Source organism: Bacillus sp. ISL-7 (assembly GCF_018613065.1).
Genome location: NZ_JAGGQW010000046.1, coordinates 166,379 through 183,679 on the forward strand (window position 1 = coordinate 166,379; position 17,301 = coordinate 183,679).

At 38.0% G+C, this 17,301-nt stretch carries 21 protein-coding genes; 5 read left to right on the forward strand and 16 right to left on the reverse strand.

The genetic code is table 11. The features are described 5' to 3' along the window. Window positions 1-34: 34 nt before the first annotated feature. Window positions 35-874 carry a pirin family protein gene (locus J7E66_RS18790; RefSeq protein WP_215002621.1) on the reverse strand — a complete coding sequence of 280 codons (840 nt, stop codon included), beginning with the start codon at window positions 872-874 and terminating at the stop codon, window positions 35-37. Between the two features lie 306 nt (window positions 875-1,180). Here J7E66_RS18790 and J7E66_RS18795 point away from each other — a divergent pair, with 306 nt between their 5' ends. Further along, window positions 1,181-2,155 (forward strand): nuclease-related domain-containing protein, encoded by a 975-nt coding sequence (locus J7E66_RS18795; protein ID WP_215002623.1) that lies wholly within the window; start codon window positions 1,181-1,183, stop codon window positions 2,153-2,155. Window positions 2,156-2,440: 285 nt separating this feature from the next. Here J7E66_RS18795 and J7E66_RS18800 read toward each other — a convergent pair whose 3' ends face one another. The 7 genes from J7E66_RS18800 to J7E66_RS18830 form a co-directional block, all read right to left on the reverse strand. Then, window positions 2,441-2,839 carry a cytosolic protein gene (locus J7E66_RS18800; protein ID WP_098930793.1) on the reverse strand — a complete coding sequence of 133 codons (399 nt, stop codon included), beginning with the start codon at window positions 2,837-2,839 and terminating at the stop codon, window positions 2,441-2,443. Between the two features lie 110 nt (window positions 2,840-2,949). Further along, window positions 2,950-3,111 carry a hypothetical protein gene (locus J7E66_RS18805; RefSeq protein ID WP_179195941.1) on the reverse strand — a complete coding sequence of 54 codons (162 nt, stop codon included), beginning with the start codon at window positions 3,109-3,111 and terminating at the stop codon, window positions 2,950-2,952. A 114-nt stretch (window positions 3,112-3,225) separates the two neighbouring features. After that, complete coding sequence (locus J7E66_RS18810; protein ID WP_215002625.1) at window positions 3,226-3,375, reverse strand: hypothetical protein; 150 nt, start codon at window positions 3,373-3,375, stop codon at window positions 3,226-3,228. A gap of 19 nt (window positions 3,376-3,394) precedes the next feature. After that, window positions 3,395-4,615: a tetratricopeptide repeat protein gene (locus J7E66_RS18815; protein ID WP_215002627.1), complete on the reverse strand. Its 1,221-nt coding sequence runs from the start codon at window positions 4,613-4,615 to the stop codon at window positions 3,395-3,397. 167 nt (window positions 4,616-4,782) lie between these two features. Further along, the gene (locus J7E66_RS18820; RefSeq protein ID WP_088089439.1) at window positions 4,783-5,721 is read right to left on the reverse strand and encodes a magnesium transporter CorA family protein; all 939 of its coding nucleotides are present in this window, start codon (window positions 5,719-5,721) and stop codon (window positions 4,783-4,785) included. 226 nt (window positions 5,722-5,947) lie between these two features. Continuing rightward, on the reverse strand, window positions 5,948-6,844 hold the full coding sequence (locus J7E66_RS18825; protein ID WP_215002628.1) for a cation diffusion facilitator family transporter: 897 nt from the start codon (window positions 6,842-6,844) through the stop codon (window positions 5,948-5,950). 107 nt (window positions 6,845-6,951) lie between these two features. Further along, window positions 6,952-7,092, reverse strand: coding sequence for a hypothetical protein (locus J7E66_RS18830; RefSeq protein ID WP_215002630.1), 141 nt, complete (start codon window positions 7,090-7,092; stop codon window positions 6,952-6,954). 99 nt (window positions 7,093-7,191) lie between these two features. Between J7E66_RS18830 and J7E66_RS18835 the strand changes: the two genes are divergently transcribed. After that, the gene (locus J7E66_RS18835; protein WP_098930799.1) at window positions 7,192-7,410 is read left to right on the forward strand and encodes a YozQ family protein; all 219 of its coding nucleotides are present in this window, start codon (window positions 7,192-7,194) and stop codon (window positions 7,408-7,410) included. Window positions 7,411-7,460: 50 nt separating this feature from the next. Here J7E66_RS18835 and J7E66_RS18840 read toward each other — a convergent pair whose 3' ends face one another. Further along, entirely contained in the window at window positions 7,461-8,219 is a 759-nt protein-coding gene (locus tag J7E66_RS18840; protein WP_215002632.1) for a yteA family sporulation protein, read from the reverse strand. 229 nt (window positions 8,220-8,448) lie between these two features. On the opposite strand from J7E66_RS18840, the gene J7E66_RS18845 reads away from it, so the two are divergent. Further along, window positions 8,449-8,610: a hypothetical protein gene (locus J7E66_RS18845; protein WP_179195943.1), complete on the forward strand. Its 162-nt coding sequence runs from the start codon at window positions 8,449-8,451 to the stop codon at window positions 8,608-8,610. A 16-nt stretch (window positions 8,611-8,626) separates the two neighbouring features. Next, window positions 8,627-9,982 (forward strand): amino acid permease, encoded by a 1,356-nt coding sequence (locus J7E66_RS18850; protein WP_215002634.1) that lies wholly within the window; start codon window positions 8,627-8,629, stop codon window positions 9,980-9,982. A gap of 35 nt (window positions 9,983-10,017) precedes the next feature. Here J7E66_RS18850 and J7E66_RS18855 read toward each other — a convergent pair whose 3' ends face one another. The 5 genes from J7E66_RS18855 to J7E66_RS18875 form a co-directional block, all read right to left on the reverse strand. Then, window positions 10,018-10,644: a LysE family transporter gene (locus J7E66_RS18855; protein WP_215002635.1), complete on the reverse strand. Its 627-nt coding sequence runs from the start codon at window positions 10,642-10,644 to the stop codon at window positions 10,018-10,020. A gap of 113 nt (window positions 10,645-10,757) precedes the next feature. Then, window positions 10,758-11,192, reverse strand: a complete 435-nt coding sequence (locus J7E66_RS18860; RefSeq protein WP_251032997.1) for a GtrA family protein — start codon at window positions 11,190-11,192, stop codon at window positions 10,758-10,760. After that, window positions 11,158-12,198 (reverse strand): glycosyltransferase family 2 protein, encoded by a 1,041-nt coding sequence (locus J7E66_RS18865; RefSeq protein WP_215002639.1) that lies wholly within the window; start codon window positions 12,196-12,198, stop codon window positions 11,158-11,160. The genes J7E66_RS18860 and J7E66_RS18865 overlap by 35 nt, the downstream gene beginning before the upstream one ends. Window positions 12,199-12,218: 20 nt before the next feature. Continuing rightward, the gene (locus J7E66_RS18870) at window positions 12,219-13,895 is read right to left on the reverse strand and encodes a DUF6044 family protein (RefSeq protein ID WP_374103865.1); all 1,677 of its coding nucleotides are present in this window, start codon (window positions 13,893-13,895) and stop codon (window positions 12,219-12,221) included. 134 nt (window positions 13,896-14,029) lie between these two features. Beyond that, window positions 14,030-14,191 carry an aspartyl-phosphate phosphatase Spo0E family protein gene (locus J7E66_RS18875; RefSeq protein ID WP_215002641.1) on the reverse strand — a complete coding sequence of 54 codons (162 nt, stop codon included), beginning with the start codon at window positions 14,189-14,191 and terminating at the stop codon, window positions 14,030-14,032. 241 nt (window positions 14,192-14,432) lie between these two features. On the opposite strand from J7E66_RS18875, the gene J7E66_RS18880 reads away from it, so the two are divergent. Then, a complete protein-coding gene (locus J7E66_RS18880; protein ID WP_215002644.1) occupies window positions 14,433-15,419 on the forward strand; it encodes a potassium channel family protein in 987 nt (328 codons plus the stop codon). Between the two features lies 1 nt (window position 15,420). Here the strand turns inward: J7E66_RS18880 and J7E66_RS18885 are convergent, their stop codons facing one another. After that, window positions 15,421-15,834 (reverse strand): YugN-like family protein, encoded by a 414-nt coding sequence (locus tag J7E66_RS18885; protein WP_215002646.1) that lies wholly within the window; start codon window positions 15,832-15,834, stop codon window positions 15,421-15,423. A 106-nt stretch (window positions 15,835-15,940) separates the two neighbouring features. Further along, the gene (locus J7E66_RS18890; protein ID WP_215002648.1) at window positions 15,941-17,287 is read right to left on the reverse strand and encodes a glucose-6-phosphate isomerase; all 1,347 of its coding nucleotides are present in this window, start codon (window positions 17,285-17,287) and stop codon (window positions 15,941-15,943) included. Window positions 17,288-17,301: the final 14 nt, after the last annotated feature.

The window sequence follows — 17,301 nt, forward strand, 5'->3', positions numbered from 1 at the left end:
GGCGTTTTTATCCCAAGTGCTTATTTTTGTAATCTTATTCTGCAAACTTCCCGTCCATATAATCGCGATAGGCCTGGCGGATTTCTTCTTCGGTGTTCATGACAAAAGGTCCCCTCGCAACGATTGGCTCATTCAGTGGTTTTCCTGCATATAACAACAAGCGAAGAGATTCCCTGGCGGTAATAGTAACTTCACTGTCTTGTCCCTCCTCGCCTTTTCCTAGCAGAAGCACATGGCCTTTTTCGGCCTCTGTCTTACTTTTTCCAAACTGACCTTTTCCTTCTAAAACATACATGAAGCCATTGTAGTCTCCCCGAAGATCCTGGGTAACGGTTGCTCCTGGTTGTAAGTTGATTTCAACCATTGTCACCGGAACATAATTTTTCGTTGTCGATTGAATGCCGCCTGATGAACCGGAAAAGATTCTGATTAATACCCCATCCTCTTCGCGCACTGGCATGTCTTTGGCACGGAGATTTTGATAACGCGGTTCAGCCATTTTATGCTCACGCGGCAGGTTCACCCATAGCTGCAAGGAATGAACGGTCTCTCCTTCAGCCGGGTCTTCGATATGGATCACGCCTTTTCCGGCTGTCATCCACTGGACATCACCAGGCTCAAGCTCCCCCCGTCCCGCTTTATTATCCTGATGCTCAAGTTTACCCTCAATCACATAAGTCACTGTTTCAATCCCACGATGCGGGTGGAAATCAAAGGTACCTTTTTTAAAAAAATCTTCTGCTAGAAATAGAAATGGATCTGACTCTTTCATTTGATTTGGATCCAAAACCATTCCCGCTATATGTATCGGACTATTCTGGTGGAGCTGTACCGTCCAAACACGGTCAATACCCCTTTGAAAAATTTCGCTCATCCTTTGTATCCTCCCTTTGTAAATTATGATAATGGTATCGTTATAGAGTTGTTTAATCAAATTTAAGGATTGATATGTGCAAAAATGGGATGCGCTGATTGAATACCAGGATTCGCCCATTAAACATTGAAATTCGCTCATTAAATCTGTAGATTCGCCCATTAAATACGGGGATTCGCTCATTGAACTCCGAAAATCGCTCATTGAAATATATTCGGATAAATATTTTACAAAAATCGATAAAATTCGGCAGGAATTTCTATACTTCTACTAGAATTCATTCATAAACTGAGAGGGGTGTTAATTTTGCTAATAAAAGAACGGACAAAACCATTAATTATGCTTATATTAGAAGCTTTACTGCGGCGACTCCCCTACAGTCACCAAAAGTACCAAAAAATTTTAGAAGAGCTAGGAAGGAGGCAGGCCGGCTACCTTGGTGAGAAATCGCTCGATTACTATTATCGTGACCTTCCACAGCAGAAATATATGATCCTCCACGATTTAAACCTACCTGATGGTGACTACAACTGCCAAATCGATACCCTTCTTCTAACACCTGAATTTGCAATAGCAATCGATGTAAAAAACATGGCCGGAAAGTTAATATTTGATACTGAAAATGAACAGTTTATTCAAATCAACAATGGAAATGAAAAAGGTTACCCCTATCCGATTGCTCAGGGAGAAAGACATCAAAAATACTTACAGAAACTTCTTGCTGAACATCATTTCCCTCAAGTTCCAGTTGAATATTTAGTGGTGATTAGTAATAGCTATACAACATATGCTGTTACAGGAAAAAACACTCACAAAGTTAAACCTCGAGTATGTAAGGCCGACGTCTTCTTAAACAAAATTACCCTATTAGAAAAACAATATCCGAAACCGCTACTGACCGCTAAAGACCTCCGTAAGCTTTGCCGCCTCCTCGTGAAAAAGAATACCATTCCAACAAGCTATGTATTGAATAAATATGGTATTCAGAAATGTGACCTGTTAACGGGTGTCCACTGTCCTACCCACTCTAATCATTCCCTTGTCCGTAAGAACCACAAATGGTACTGTGCTGCCTGCGATACTTTTTCAAAGGATGCACATATTAACGCACTGTACGATTATTTTCTGCTTTTTGGTCCGACGATAACAAATAAGCAGTTTCGGGAATTTGCTCACTTAAAATCACGGGATGTAGCAAAAAGAATACTGCTATCTTGTAATCTGCAATGCCTTGGAAAGTACAGATCCTGGTCCTATGCTCCAAAGAGTTTCCCATGGTGAGTTTTAATTTCAAATTTATTAACAGGGTAAAAATGATTCGCTCATAAAGTTGCGAAATTCGCCCATTGAACGCCGGAATTCGCCCATTAAACGCCGAAATTCGCTCATTAAATCTGTAGATTCGCCCATTGAACGCAGAAATTCGCCCATAAATCAAAAATGTACCACTTGCATTACCCCATTAAAGAAAAATATCGATCAAAACCAATAGAGGACACCTAAATTAGGTGTCCTCTACCATAATATTGAGGAAAGCGAGTATCTTTTTCAAAAAATGCCCCCTCGTTATACCTCGAGATCCTTTCCTTCTTCGACTACATGGAACAGAAGATGGGCTAGATGATGAATCGGGCCATATTCTTCCTCGTCCTCATCGTCTGGTTCCTCATTAAACTCCATGTCATTTAAGAATAGCGCCATAAATTCGTAAAAGTCCTTCAATTGGAAGGAATAGCAGCCAACTGGGTCTTCATTGTCTTCCTCATAATGCAATACCATATAAGAGAGGTCCCCGTCCTCATCTTCTGCATCAAAAAACACAAATAGACCAATATTTGTGTCGAGCTCAAATAAATGCCTTGTTCCACCTTCCGTGGCTTTCGTAAAATCTTCTTGACTAAGTTTTTGAATCTGCATGCTATCTACATTATCTTCTTGATGGAATCCGACAACAAATGATTTCATGTTTTCCTCCTTCATTCTTTTCCGTAATAAAAAACACATGTCAATAGCATGCCCTAATTCAAGCACGTTTCATTCCTAATCAGTTAAAAATAGGTAAAAAGGTGACATCATTAATCACACTGTTTCTCTTCCCCTTCAAAATGTTCATTTAAGAGTGTATTTTCACTTGGAGCGAAATTAACTGACTGTAAACTCATTTTCGGTTCCAGTCCGTAAAGTTCGTCGACTGATTTCCCCTCATTTTTCTCACTTGGAGATTTTTCTTTTTTCATTTTTATCACCTCTTTCATAATAATATTTTCCTAGTATTGTCTGCCTTAATTTTAATTACCATTCCAATCCTCAAAAAAAAAAACCCTGATCAGTTCAGGGATTTTTGATAACGATCAGCCAATTGGCGGTTGAATGGGATGATATGCAGGGCCACCAGTTGAATAGGCCACGTCACTGCTTGATGTTGACACATTCACATCCTTAGTTGAAGTAAAAAGAGCAATCAGTGAGATTGAAAACATTATGACAACAAACTTTTTCATATAAATTGCCTCCTTGGCTTTAAGTTATTTTATTTAAATAAGTAACTGCATCAACAACCATACCCTTTTGATTGTAATAATCTGCAAGCATTTTATAAAAACAGGTTAGGTCATCACTATGTTCATTTTCCTCTTCAAAATAGGGAATTACCTTAGATTCCAAATATTTAAACGCTTTTGCAGGAGAGGCCATATGGAGGAGATAAAAGTCCGCCAAGAGTCTATATTTTTTAACCCCCAGCTCTTTTGACAGTAAGTTAACTTCTTGGAAGCAGTCTTTTGCTTTTTCGATGGAGTTAAGTGAATGGTATAGCTCCCCAATCGCATGTAATGTGACCAGATAGTGCTGATTTTTGTTTGGCTGCATGGCCAAACTTTTTTGATAATAGTAAAGAGCTTCCTTTGCATTCTTCATTTTAAATTGCAAATGGCCCATATTATGATAGATCTCGGGAAGTAATTTAACTTTCTTTAATAATTCTGCGTTACGGATTATGTGCTGAAAACACTCCTGTGCTTCCTCATATATATTGGAGTGGGTATAATTAATCCCGAGCAGCATAAGTGTGTGGAGAATTCGGATGAAGTTATGCTGATTCATGAATATTTGCAGGGCCATCTTACCAAAATGGATAGCATGTCCTGATTGCTCAAGTGAGCTTTTTACAAGTGATCGATGATAGAGAAATTCCCCACTTGATGCTTCCTTATTATTTTCTGTATGTAAAACATCGAGAATTTCATCCGCATTTTGATATTGACCCTTCCACATTAAGAATATCGCATGATAGTATCGAAATAAATAATCTTCATGTTGGGAAAAATTTTTCTTTTGCTTATATAAAAGAGCTCTTTGATGCTCTGCATCTTCAACAAGTCCCTTAAATATAAGATATCTAAATTTATATAGCTCGTAGATATACATATATTTGGAGAATGGGATGAGGTGTTCTATTTTCACTAGTTTCTGATAATTTTCTTCTATTTCATCCCTTAGATAAAAATTAATCTTATCGTCTAGCCTTCTTAGTAAGATCTTTATTTCTTCTTCTTTTTCCTCCATCTCTTCAAGGCTTATGTTTAGCCGCTTGAGTAACAGGGAAATTGTTTCTTCGTTTGCTTCTTTTGAATTGTTCTCAATTTTACTTAAATGCGGGACAGAGCAAATCCCTTTGGAAAGCTCAGCTTGTGTCATTCCTCTTTGAGTTCGATAGAATTTAATCAGAGCTCCAAATTCCATAATACCACCCAGCGTGCCTTTCCTTTTTACACTATTTTACAACAATTTATGTATTTCATACAGATACTTTTCTGATTATTAAAAAAATAAGAATTTTAGTACCACTTAAAACTTGGGAAAATTTTTATAATATACAAAAAAACCAGCCCTCCGAAGGACTGGTAAATCTAAAAATATTTCTTTTTCCAAAAAACGAAGGCTGTTAAACTTGTTAAAAAAGCAGAGATTACTAGTGGTATTGCATAGGAATGAGTAGCATGCTGGAAAGGGATATCAACGTTCATCCCATAAAAGCTCGCTACCATCGTTGGGAAGGATAAAATAATTGTAATGGAAGTTAAGAATTTCATTACAATGTTTAAGTTATTCGAGATAATCGATGCAAAGGCATTCATCATACCTGTTAAGATCGAACGATAGGTTTCAGCCATTTCAATCGCCTGTGTTTTTTCAATAATAACATCTTCTAATAAGTCCTTGTCTTCTTCATACATTTTTAAATAGTTAAAGCGTAAAATTTTATCGAGGACAACCTTATTTGACTTTAACGAAGTCGTAAAATAAACCAAACTTTTCTCTAAAGCCAGGAAGGCGAATAGCTCTTTATTTTTCAACGATTGATGAACGACACGTTCAATTTCATTTGTTTTCTTGTTAATTTGCTTTAAGTACCGAAGATAATAAGAAGAGATGACAAACAGAATTTGCAACGCAAAGCGTGTCTTTTTAAACGTAAAAAACTCTTTCACTCTGTTTTTCCGAAATTCTTCTAAAATCGGTGTATCTTTTAAGGAAACGGTAATGATACATTCGTCCGTAAGAATAATGCCGATTGGAATGGTTTCATAACCAGCAAAACCATCTTCATCATGAACAATGTAGGGAAAGTCAACAATAATATAGACTCGGCCATCATCACGTTCAATCCTCGGGCGTTCTTCATCATCCAGGGCATCTTTGATGATATCCACATCCACTTGAGCATCCATTGATACCTTGTTAATTTCTTCTTGTGTTGGGGCGTACATATTAACCCAGCAGCCTTTTGAGATTACATCTACTTGTTCTAAAACTTTTGTCTCCGTGCTTTTAAATATTTCCAGCATGACTTAACCTCCTCACTCATTTTGTTTGAGGAAGCCAATAACCTTTTCTAGAGTTGATATTCTTGATATTCAATTCAATCCATTCAAAGATAACATTGACTTCCCCTCGCCTACTTGGGTCCGGGTCTACGGAATAACTCAAAAATATCAACTCCCTCTCACCTTATATATATCCTTTCCTATCATAAACCCAAATCATCGAAAGTACAAAGGAGTTTTTTTGGAATTATTCATCTTCCTCAAAATAGGGATTTAAATGAATTAAAACTTCCTGAATGTTATCAAATTTATCCATCAATTTTTGTTTGATGGTTTTTGCGAGGTCATGCCCCTCCTTGATCGTTTTATAGTGATCAATCGCTATACGTAAATCAACCAATACATAATGACCAAGTTCTCTTGCTCTAATCCGGTCAATTCGTTTTACCTCTTGGAACTCATTAACAACCGCGATGTATTCCTGAAGTGTCTCTGTATTAATATTACGTTCGAGTAAGATGTCAAATGCCTCTGTTAACATTTCCTTCGCTATTTTAAAAATTAAGTAGGCGACAAAAATACTGGCTGCCTTATCTCCGTAAAGTAAAAAATGGATATCGAACCGATTCCCCGCTATTGAAAGGAGAACCCCTATTGCAGCAGCAATTGATGCGACAATATCTGCTTTATGGTCAAAGGCAATTGCCTCAATGGCTTTACTCTTATTCTGTTTCGCAACCTTTAATGAACTGCGGTATAAAATAACCTTGGTTACATATGAAAATAGGGCAACCCACATCGCTAGAAAACTGGGTGATTCCACTTTATGAAAGAAACCGCTAATGCCTTCGTAAACCACATAAATGGCGACGAGAAAAAGCAATATACCAATAATGCCTGAAACAATGACTTCGGCCTTCCCATGTCCATAAGGATGTTCATTATCGGCAGGCTTATTAGCAATTTTAATCACTAACAGCACAATGACAGATGCAAAAACATCTGCGGCTGAGTGGATTCCATCTGCAAAGACCGCGTCACTATGTCCATAACAACCAATGACTATTTTGCCTAATGTAAGAATAATGTTACTGATTACACTGATCCAGGCTACTTTTTTAGCCAGAGTTTCTCTCATCTCCATAAGTAAACCACCTTTAAAATTACCTCTAGAAATCATAGCAAACCTAACCTAGATGGGTCTAGAGAAAAAGTCTTGCCTGCTTCAAGCTATGTTGGGCATACGCAAAATCATAATCCTTCTTCACCTTGACTATCCTCTTTTACCATTTCGATCTCTTCAACAACAGAAATTTTATTGATTTGGTCATGCAGAAAATGAAAAGCTTCGTCTAACTTTTCCCGAGATGGGAATTCATTTTTTTCGTTCATAATGTAACCTCCATTTGAGATTTATTTTTTATTGGGAGTAATCCTGTCAAAAAAAGAAAAAAATACCCTTGTATCAAACACGAAAAGGGAGGAATTAAGATGGACAATAAGAATCAGAAAGCTAATCCAAAGAAAGAATTGGCAGGTAGTTTCTATCATCCAAGTTATTATCAAGAATCAGATGACCTTTCTGCCGGGCTTGCCACTACACATGAGCAAGCTAGTGACACGTATACAGAAGGTGAAATTGGCGCAGTGATTGATGATGTAAACGGTAAGGATATCCCCATTCCACAAAAAGGCTATGATAAACAATAAAATTAGAGAAAACAGCTCTCACTTGAAAGCTGTTTTCTTTTTTTAACCCATCATTTATCATCATGATCAACGTAAGGGTCGTGTTCAAATGCAGGTAAATCCCCAAAGCTTGTCATGATTCCTTCCTCATCCAGGGCATCTTCATATTTTTCATGCTGAGGGTTTGGATAAACCTTGATTTCATTACCATACATGTCATTTCCAACGAAATTTTCATAGTCCTCGACATAGCCAATGTTTTCGTCTGCTTCAGAATAGATATCACTATAACTATCCTGTGGGAAGGCTAAATCAGATGGAGTTTCGGATGTTCCCCATGCTGCAACCGTCTGCCAAGAATCTTCGGCATCATATGCAACATTTTCGTCTTTTTCATCCATATCAAACTTACCAAATGGCGGCATCCAAACGCCTTCTTCAACTGGTCGTTTACGTGAGGTAACCTGATCGGGGCTGTGCTCGATACAATAGGTTGTATTTGGCAAGGCCTCTAAACGTTCTAACGGTATTTCCTTTCCGCATACCTCACAGTTTCCATAGGTTCCATTTTCCATCGCATCTAAAGCATGATTTATATTTCTTAGTTCAAATTGATAATGTTCATTTAAAGCAATATCTTTCTCCCGTTCATATAATTCGGTTCCTTCATCAGCTGGATGGTTATCAATACTGGATAACTCCCCCATTGACTCATGAAAATGACCTCTTTCTAAACCAAAATGATCATTTTGTTCTAAATGCCCTTCCACTTCACTCTTCTCCTGTAACAACTGTAACCGTAACTCAGCTAGCTGCTGTGTCGATAACATGTGATAAACCCCTTTCAATGAAAAGCGCAATTATTTATTACTCGATCTATTTCAGCATTTATTGTTTTTATTTTTTTCGTTCTCCTATATTTTCATTTTTTTCGCGGTTGATTATGTAATGAAAATTTAATTCCATCAAAAACCTAACTAATGCATCGATTATTAACTGAATAAGAATTGACCAGGCGAGTATCTTAAGAAATATCAATTAGAGAAATGAGGAGATTATGTGGTTAATGAAAACTTTGATAAATTCAGACAAGAACAAAAGGAACATCAAGCAGTATATTTAGGCGGTAACAAAACGCAAAAGCCAGGCCTTAATGATCCAGAATATAATAATCAAGATAATACCGACAAATCACCAGGAGCAACCGGACGGGATATTTAGTTAAAGGAGAATTTCAATGAGTAAATCTAAAGCCGGTGCGGGCGAAAAAAACGACATGAAATGGTGGCAGCTTTCCTTATTTGGAGTGGGTTGCACAATTGGGACAGGTTTTTTCCTTGGCTCTGGTTTAGCAATTAAGATGACGGGCCCCTCTATTTTAGTTGCGTTTATGATCGCTGCCCTTGGTACCTATTTTGTCTATGATGCTCTGTCAAAGATGACTTCCCAAGAGCCTCTTAAGGGCGGTTTTAGGTCGTATGCCAAGAAAGCCTATGGAAGATGGGCAGGATTTAGCAGCGGCTGGGTTTACTGGTCCTCAGAGGTGCTAATCATGGGAAGCCAAATGACGGCCCTCTCCATTTTTTCTCGTTTTTGGCTTCCAAAAATACCATTGTGGATTTTCGCCGCAATCTATGCTGTTCTAGGATTAGTCGTTATATTAATCGGGGTAAAAGTTTTAAACAAGCTCGAAAATATTCTTGCCATCTTAAAAATCTCAGCAATACTAATGTTTATCGTTATCGCTTTGCTAGCCCTTTTTGGGGTCATTAATGGGGATCGCCCGATTCAGTACCCGAATAGTAAAAGCGAAATCCTTCCACATGGCTTTAAAGGTTTGTGGTCGGCTGTAATATTTGCTTTCTATGCCTTTGGGGGAATAGAAATCTTAGGTTTAATGGCAACAAATTTAAAAGATCCAAAGGAGGCTCCAAAAGCAGGAAAAGTGATGTTGTTTACGCTGATGGTTATTTATGTTATTTCGATCGGCCTAGCGGTCATCATCGTTTCATGGAATCAATTTAATACAAAGGAAAGTACATTTGTGGTTGCCTTAGATGCTTACCATCTAACTTTTGTTCCGCATTTATTTAATGCAGCGTTAATTATAGCAGGGTTTTCGACAATGACAGCATCTCTTTATGGCGTTACAAGCGTTCTTGTTACCCTTGGAGAAGAAGGCGATGCACCCGAAAGTTTTTCAAAACAGGGAAAATTAAAGGTTCCCCTCCCTGCACTTCTAGTTACAATGCTAGGAATTACTGCGTCGATTGTATCCGCACTGGTACTGCCAGATCAAATTTATGAGTGGGTGACAACAGGAGCAGCATTAATGCTACTTTATAATTGGCTCTTTATCCTTGCATCCTCAAGAAAAATCTTAGAGTTAAAGCTGAAAGAAAAAATAATGTATTCAATTGGTGCATTATTTATTTTAATTGCTGTCAGTGGAACACTTTTTCACAAAACAAGCAGACCCGGCTTTTTTATAAGCGTAGCGTTTCTTGTGATTATTGGAGCAATTACATTAATCATGTCGTTCAAATGGAAAAAGTCTAAGAAAAAAGTACTGAACCCTTGGCCAACAGCATAAAAAATCCAGCGAGTTTTTTCGCTGGATTTATTTTGTTATCCAAGTAAAATATTAAAAGCTTGCATGCCAAAATAAAGCCCAAAGCCAATCAATGAAAGACCAGATAGGCAGGAGATGACTACAAGTAAATGGGCTGTTAAAAATTGTCTGAAGCTGCTAGCGACACTTGCCATCGCAATATCCCAGATTAAGAGTCCGATAAAAATTGCACTACTATAAATCACTAATTGACCAGTATTATAGGTTGCAGCAGTTTTGGCAAGTACAGACCCATAAATACCTAACCAAAAAAGAATGGTTAACGGATTGGATATCGACATTAGGAACCCAGAAAAAAAAGATTTGATCAGCGGTTCCTTCCCTCTGGAATGCTCTAAATTAATCTTGCCTGCATTCATAAAGGTTTCTATGCCTGTATACATCAGTACAAAACAACCAAAAAACCAGAGAAAGGTTTGCATAAATGCAGTCTCAAGAAATTGGACAACTCCTATGTAAACAACAAACATATATATGCCATCTGCGACAACTGCCCCTACTCCAATAAGCCACGAGTTAATAAAACCGTTTCTTATGCCTCTGTCTATTTGCGCGGCATTAATCGGTCCAATAGGAGCCGCTAGTGACAATCCTAAAAGTATGTAGCTCAAGAATACATTCATCCATATCTCTCCCCTAATAAATGAGTAGAAGCTTGTCTATCCATTTTTATTCAGAGAAATAGGTTTGTACGACAAAAAAATAAAATGAGCTTACTAATAATTCAGGAAAACTATCACGCAGTTTTTAGATTTTTGAAGACAAAATACTTTTGTCCAAGATAATTGGCAATTGTATACAAAATACTGCCTAATAGAACGGAAGCACTTTCCTTAATAGACGTGCTAAGAAGAACAAATTGACTTGCCAGCTCGACCAATTTCTCACTACAGAAATAGGCGGAAAAATAACAAATAAAAAGAAGCGCGAAAAACCTTGGCAGACCTCTATGGAAGGAAACATTACTTTTAAACGTAAACGACCGATTTAATAAAAAGCTTACACATGCCCCGATCGCATTTCCTGCAAATGTGGATGTCCAGTAGGATAAGCCCACAACGTTAAGAAGAAAGAACATAAAAGTCAAACCAATAATTGTATTTACAATGCCTACAAGGAGAAATCGAACAAGTGAGTTAGTTGTTGGTTTCAGATATTTGTCTAAGGTCAAGATTATAAAACTCATCCTCTACTGTTGGATTAAGCAAATGGTGCCTTGGTTTTGCCAGATTAAAGGAATCGATATCAACAATATACTTTGGACGCTGTTTTGATTCTTTATAAATTTTCCCAACATACTCGCCAATCAATCCGATTGCAATTAACTGCAAGCCGCCAATAAGCCAAATCGAAGTAATCAGTGACGTCCAGCCCGTCTCGGTATTCCCAAAAAACTTTAGCGTTAAAAAATAAACTCCAAAGAATAGACTAAAGAAAAAAGAAACCAAACCGATGATTAACACAAAGCGAATCGGCGAAACAGAAAAGGAGGTAATTCCGTCAAAAGCAAAGGCGAGCATCTTTTTTAAAGGATACTTCGTTTCACCCGCTTGTCTCTCTAGCCTGTCATAATAAACTATATCTGAGCGAAAGCCGAGGAGAGGGACAATCCCCCGTAAAAATAAATTGACTTCGCTAAATCGTTCTAATTCTTGCACTGCTCTTTTACTCATTAATCGGAAATCGGCATGATTATAAACGAGGTCAACTCCCATCTTTTCCATGATCTTATAAAATCCTTGGGCAGTACCTCGTTTGAAGAGAGTATCCGTGTCACGCCCCTTCCTTACACCGTAAACAATTTCACACCCTTCATGAAACTTCAGGACAAACTCACGGATTACATTGATATCATCCTGTAAATCCGCATCAATAGATACAACGCAATCAGAAAGATCCTTTGCTGTAAATAAACCAGCAAGTAATGCATTTTGGTGACCTACATTTCTGGATAATTTTAAGCCCCGAACAAATTCATTTCTTAATCCCTCTTTATAAATCAATTCCCATGTTCGATCCTGACTTCCATCATCAACAAACAAGATCTTGCTTTGTTTAGAAACAAGCCTATCGTTAATCAGCTCTTTCACCAATTGCTGGAGCTCAGCAATGGTCAAAGGTAAAACCTCCTCCTCGTTATAGCAAGGCACAACAATTGTAAGAATTGGTTCCATCATCTGTTTAAAACCCCCGCTGTCTACAAAGTCTTGTATAAATATATTTTCCATGCTGATGTTTTCGATTCGAATACTTTCATTAGCAATAATTGATTTTCCTTTGCGTTATCGATAGGCAGCGCCGAAAAAATAAAGCGGCCTCCCATTTTTTTAAAGACACCCGTATTCAGTTCTAAATGTTTCAAATGACGTTTAGAATCTTTTTTGATCATATAATGTTTTCCAAGCTGTGCGGTAAAAATGTAACAACGGCCTCCCCATTTATCAAAATAGGTGCGAACCTTTTTATTTTTAGCCAATTCCCTTTCAATTATTTTCCTAAACTGATGTTTATAGGTTAATGGATAAAAATTATTATAGGTATCCAGTGTGTAAAACCCGTTATATTGAGAGATGGCTGGGTGTATTCCTATACTGGCAACACGATATTCTTCCTTTGGAAGTGCGATATATTCCTCTATTTCATGGAACATTTCCTCAGCAAAAAATGCTTTGACAGTAGGCTTTTCCCGATAAATGATTTCATCATTAAAAAGTCCCAAAAAGAGAAGTTGCAAGACGGCATACCACTTAGCTGTTCTAACCCAGCTCTCTCCTTGAAGCGAAAGGACTTTTAATGCTAGGGCAAAGCCTGCATAAATAACCATTGGCCGTAAAAAATGATAACGGGCGAAATTAAAGGTAGCCAAAAAATGGAACCGCTTGATTATTGGTGCCCATCCCTCATAAAACCAAAAAGCATACCAGATCGATAGCACAATATTTAGTGAGAATAAAAAGACAAATAGGCTTTCCTGCCTCCAAAGCTTTTTTCTAAAAACAAACCATATGGCGGTAATGGTTGCAGGTAAAATAAATAGCGTATGAACCGTCATCACATGGGTGTGTCCGAGCAGATAATTTTTTGCGGTAAGCCTAACCGATCTCCAAAAAGGCAAGGTTGGATTAAAATATTCATCCCGACTATTCGGTTCATCGATTAATAGAAATGAAAAAATGAGCCTATATTCAACGAACATAAAAATGACGGTCATATAAATAATCGCTGCAAAAAAACGAAGGTTCCATCCCTTCCCTCTTACACCATCAGTTATCCATAAGAACCCGATCGCAGTTAAAAAAAAGAAAAATCCTAAAACAATGCTTGCATAAAAAGGTATGAGGGTTAGCACCAATAAATCCGACCAAGCTCCCTCACCTTTGCGAATGTTAAGAAGTGCCCAAAGTGCAAGCGGCATCCCCAACGTACTCAACATCCCAGACGGCCAAAAAGGCGTCAAGGCAAAGGCAAGAGCGGTTCCAATTTGTAAAAACAGCCATTTCTCCCCAGGTAAAAAGTGTTTTTTTAAGAGCCAATACATTCCAAAAAAAGCTACGATTCTTGTCAGGGCTTGGCTTAAACCATAGGCAATCATTGTTGGAAAAAGGGCGTAAAGCCAGACAATGATACTATATTCAGTCCCAAAGGCATTTCTCGATAATTGTCCATTGATGATTTGGGGAATCTTCGCATCAACAGGGCCGAACATTTCTCCACTTCTCGCTAAAACCTTATACCATGCCAGGTTCGAATCAAGGTTATCATGAACACGTATATGTGCATTTTCTTGGAGAATAAAAAGTGGAGAAAGATAGGCTGCTATAACAAGGAGAGCAATGATGATGAATCTTTGCTCTTTTTTGGTTTCAATAAGCACTCTTCTTCACCTCATAGGTCAAAACTTAAAAAGGACAATTCCGTTTTAACGTTTGCCATTTGGAAAATATTATTCCGATTTGACAAAAATAAACCTTCCGGGTTTGCCGGAAGGTTTTATGTTGTGGACATGAATTATTTTTTTCCAGAATTATAAAAGACATTTAATAGAGAATCGAGTTTCTGGCTGCATTGTACTACATTTGGATTAGAATAACCGTAAAGATGCGCTAATTCAACCATTTCTGACCTTGTTTTTTCAATTTTTGATAGTAGCGTATTCAAACCAATCCCCATGAAACCAACCCTCTTTCGATGTTGTAAATATATTAATGTTAATAACCATAATTTATAAGTTTTAAGCATTAAATACAAGTAGATTAGAGAAAAATATTCGTATCTTTTGTGAACATTGACCTATTTTTAAAATTATCAAGTAGTCCTATTAGATCGATTCTTTTTCGTCAATAATAGGAATAACTGTTTCAGCAACAAATCTAAGTGATGGAGCTAGATCACGAGAAAAGAGGTGACATTCGTGCCGAACAGAGTATATATCAGTTTCTTGCGTTTACCGCTCCTCGTTCGAATTCTATTAATTGCGTTGCTAGTGTTTCTCTCATTTGGAATATCCATTCATTTATTAGAACCTGATACGTTTCCAACCATTTTCGATGGCATTTGGTGGGCCATTATTACTGCATCAACAGTCGGATATGGCGATTATGTACCACATTCCTTCTTAGGCAGACTAACAGCGTTAATTTTAATACTGTTAGGTGTTGGATTTGTTTCTTCCTATTTTGGAACATTGGCAGCCGCTGCCGTTACGAAGCAAGATGCCTTTTCCGAAGGAAGAATTCCTTTTAAAGGCGAGGGCCATATCATCATTATCGGTTGGAATGAACGGTCAAAAGAGTTAATAAGTAAGCTTACCCACACGAAATTCGCACAAATGATTGTTTTAATAGATGAAACACTTGAAGCAAACCCAGTGAATTCACGGTTTGTCCACTTTATCCAAGGGAAAGGCCATGTCGATGAAACGATCATCAAAAGTGATATCAATCGAGCGGAGAAGGTGCTGATTACTGCTGACAGAGGAAACGATGAACTCCAAGCAGATATGAACAGTATTCTTACCTTATTAACGATAAAAGGGATATGTGCTCAAGTAAAATGTATCGTTGAAATATTAACGGCTGAGCAAGTGGTCAACGCCTTTAGAGCTGGTGCCGACGAAGTAATACAATCCAATAAACTGACATGTGTTTTTATGGTTAACAGCCTGCACTCGAATGGGAATGGACTCTTATCAAACATTGTTCATGAGTTACAGGAAAGTCGATTGTCCTCCTATCGAGCCGAGGAACAGGAGATTGGAAAGCCCTTCAGCGATGTTTGCCATATCCTTTTAAAAAAGGGCTTCCTTCTGATTGGGATTCAAAGAGGGGATGAAACCTTGCTGAATCCATCCCACTCCTTGCCAATCGAAGAAAATGATCAACTGTTAATTTTTAAATAACCTAATCAGCTAGGAGCAGCATTTCCAATTCCTGTACCAATGCTTTCCCGTCATCGATATATGCTTGTGGAAAGCTAGCATCCTTATCGACAGGCTCTTGAAACTGATTGATGGTTCCTGAAAAGGTGCCTGTTCCTGCTTCGTCATCTAGTTCTGCCTCAAATAGGTGCGACAATAGAAACGGTCGTCCTAGCTTAACGGTACAATTATTAGCATCAAGCTGACCGTCGACTGCTTGAAAGGGCAAGCGCAAGAACTGATAGCCTTCTTCTTCACCACCATTAATTTTATAATCAAATGCACCATGATCATAATCCCAGTTCCCGCCAATCGTATAGCCGATTGGTTTTAGTTTTTTTTCAAGCTTATACAAATCAAACTGCTTACCTTCCACCTTTGATGGTACGTCAATCATAAAAATTTACCCCCTAATTATCGATACAATTAGTTTCTCCAAATCAGGTAAATTTCAATAAAAAAAAGAGAACTGATTTATTCACTATCAGTTCTCTTTCTGTTTATTATAATCGTTTTTCTAATTCTGCCTTTTTCTCTTCATATCCCGGTTTTCCTAAGAGAGCAAACATATTGACTTTATAGGCTTCTACCCCTGGCTGATCAAAAGGATTTACACCCAGTAAGTAGCCGCTCATCGCGCAGGCCTTTTCAAAGAAATAAACAAGATAGCCTAATGTATATTCATCCATTGCTGGAATATTAACAATTAAGTTCGGCACGCCGCCATCTGTGTGGGCAAGCATTGTCCCTTGAAATGCCTTATTATTAACAAAGTCAACCGTTTGACCAGCGAGGTAATTCAGCCCATCTAAGTCATTCTCGACAGCTTCAATTTTCAACTCGTGGCGCGGCTTGTCTACCTTAATAATGGTTTCAAATAAATCACGACGACCTTCTTGAACATATTGTCCAAGCGAGTGAAGATCCGTTGAAAAATTTGCTGAAGATGGATAAATACCTTTTTGGTCTTTCCCTTCACTTTCTCCAAATAACTGCTTCCACCACTCTGAAAAATACTGTAGTCCTGGCTCATAATTAATCAGCATTTCAATCGTCTTGCCTTTATTATAAAGCACATTTCTAACGACAGCGTATTGGTAGGCGGCATTATCTTCGAGTTCAGAATGACCAAAGTCGGTTTGTGCTTGTGCGGCGCCCTCCATTATTTTTTCAATGTTTGCTCCGCTTACTGCTATCGGAAGCAGCCCTACTGCTGTTAGGACAGAATAACGGCCGCCAATATCATCGGCGATCACAAATGTCTCGTAGCCCTCTTCTGTTGCTAAAGTTTTAAGAGCACCTCTTGCTTTGTCCGTTGTTGCATAGATTCGTTTGCGCGCCTCATCTTGACCATATTTTTCTTCAAGAAGCTTACGGAAAATGCGGAAAGCAATTGCTGGTTCGGTTGTCGTTCCCGATTTGGAAATAACATTAATAGAGAAGTCCTTTCCGTCGAGGACATCGATAAGATCTCTCATGTAAGTAGAACTGATATTATTACCAACAAATATTACTTGAGGTGTCTTTCGTTTTTCTTTTGACAACGCATTGTAAAAACTATGCTGGAGCATTTCGATCGCAGCTCTTGCTCCAAGGTATGAACCACCGATTCCAATGACAAGAAGTACATCAGAATCAGCTTTGATTTTTTCAGCTGATTTTTGTATGCGTGAAAACTCTTCCTTGTCATAGTTGGTTGGAAGTTCAATCCACCCTAAAAAGTCACTGCCTGCACCTGTTTGCTCATGTAGAGAATGATGAGCAACTTTTACAGCATCTCGTAAATATGTAAGTTCATGTTCTCCGAAAAAGCTTAATGCTTTTGAGTAATCAAAACGAACGTGTGTCATGCATGATCCTCCAA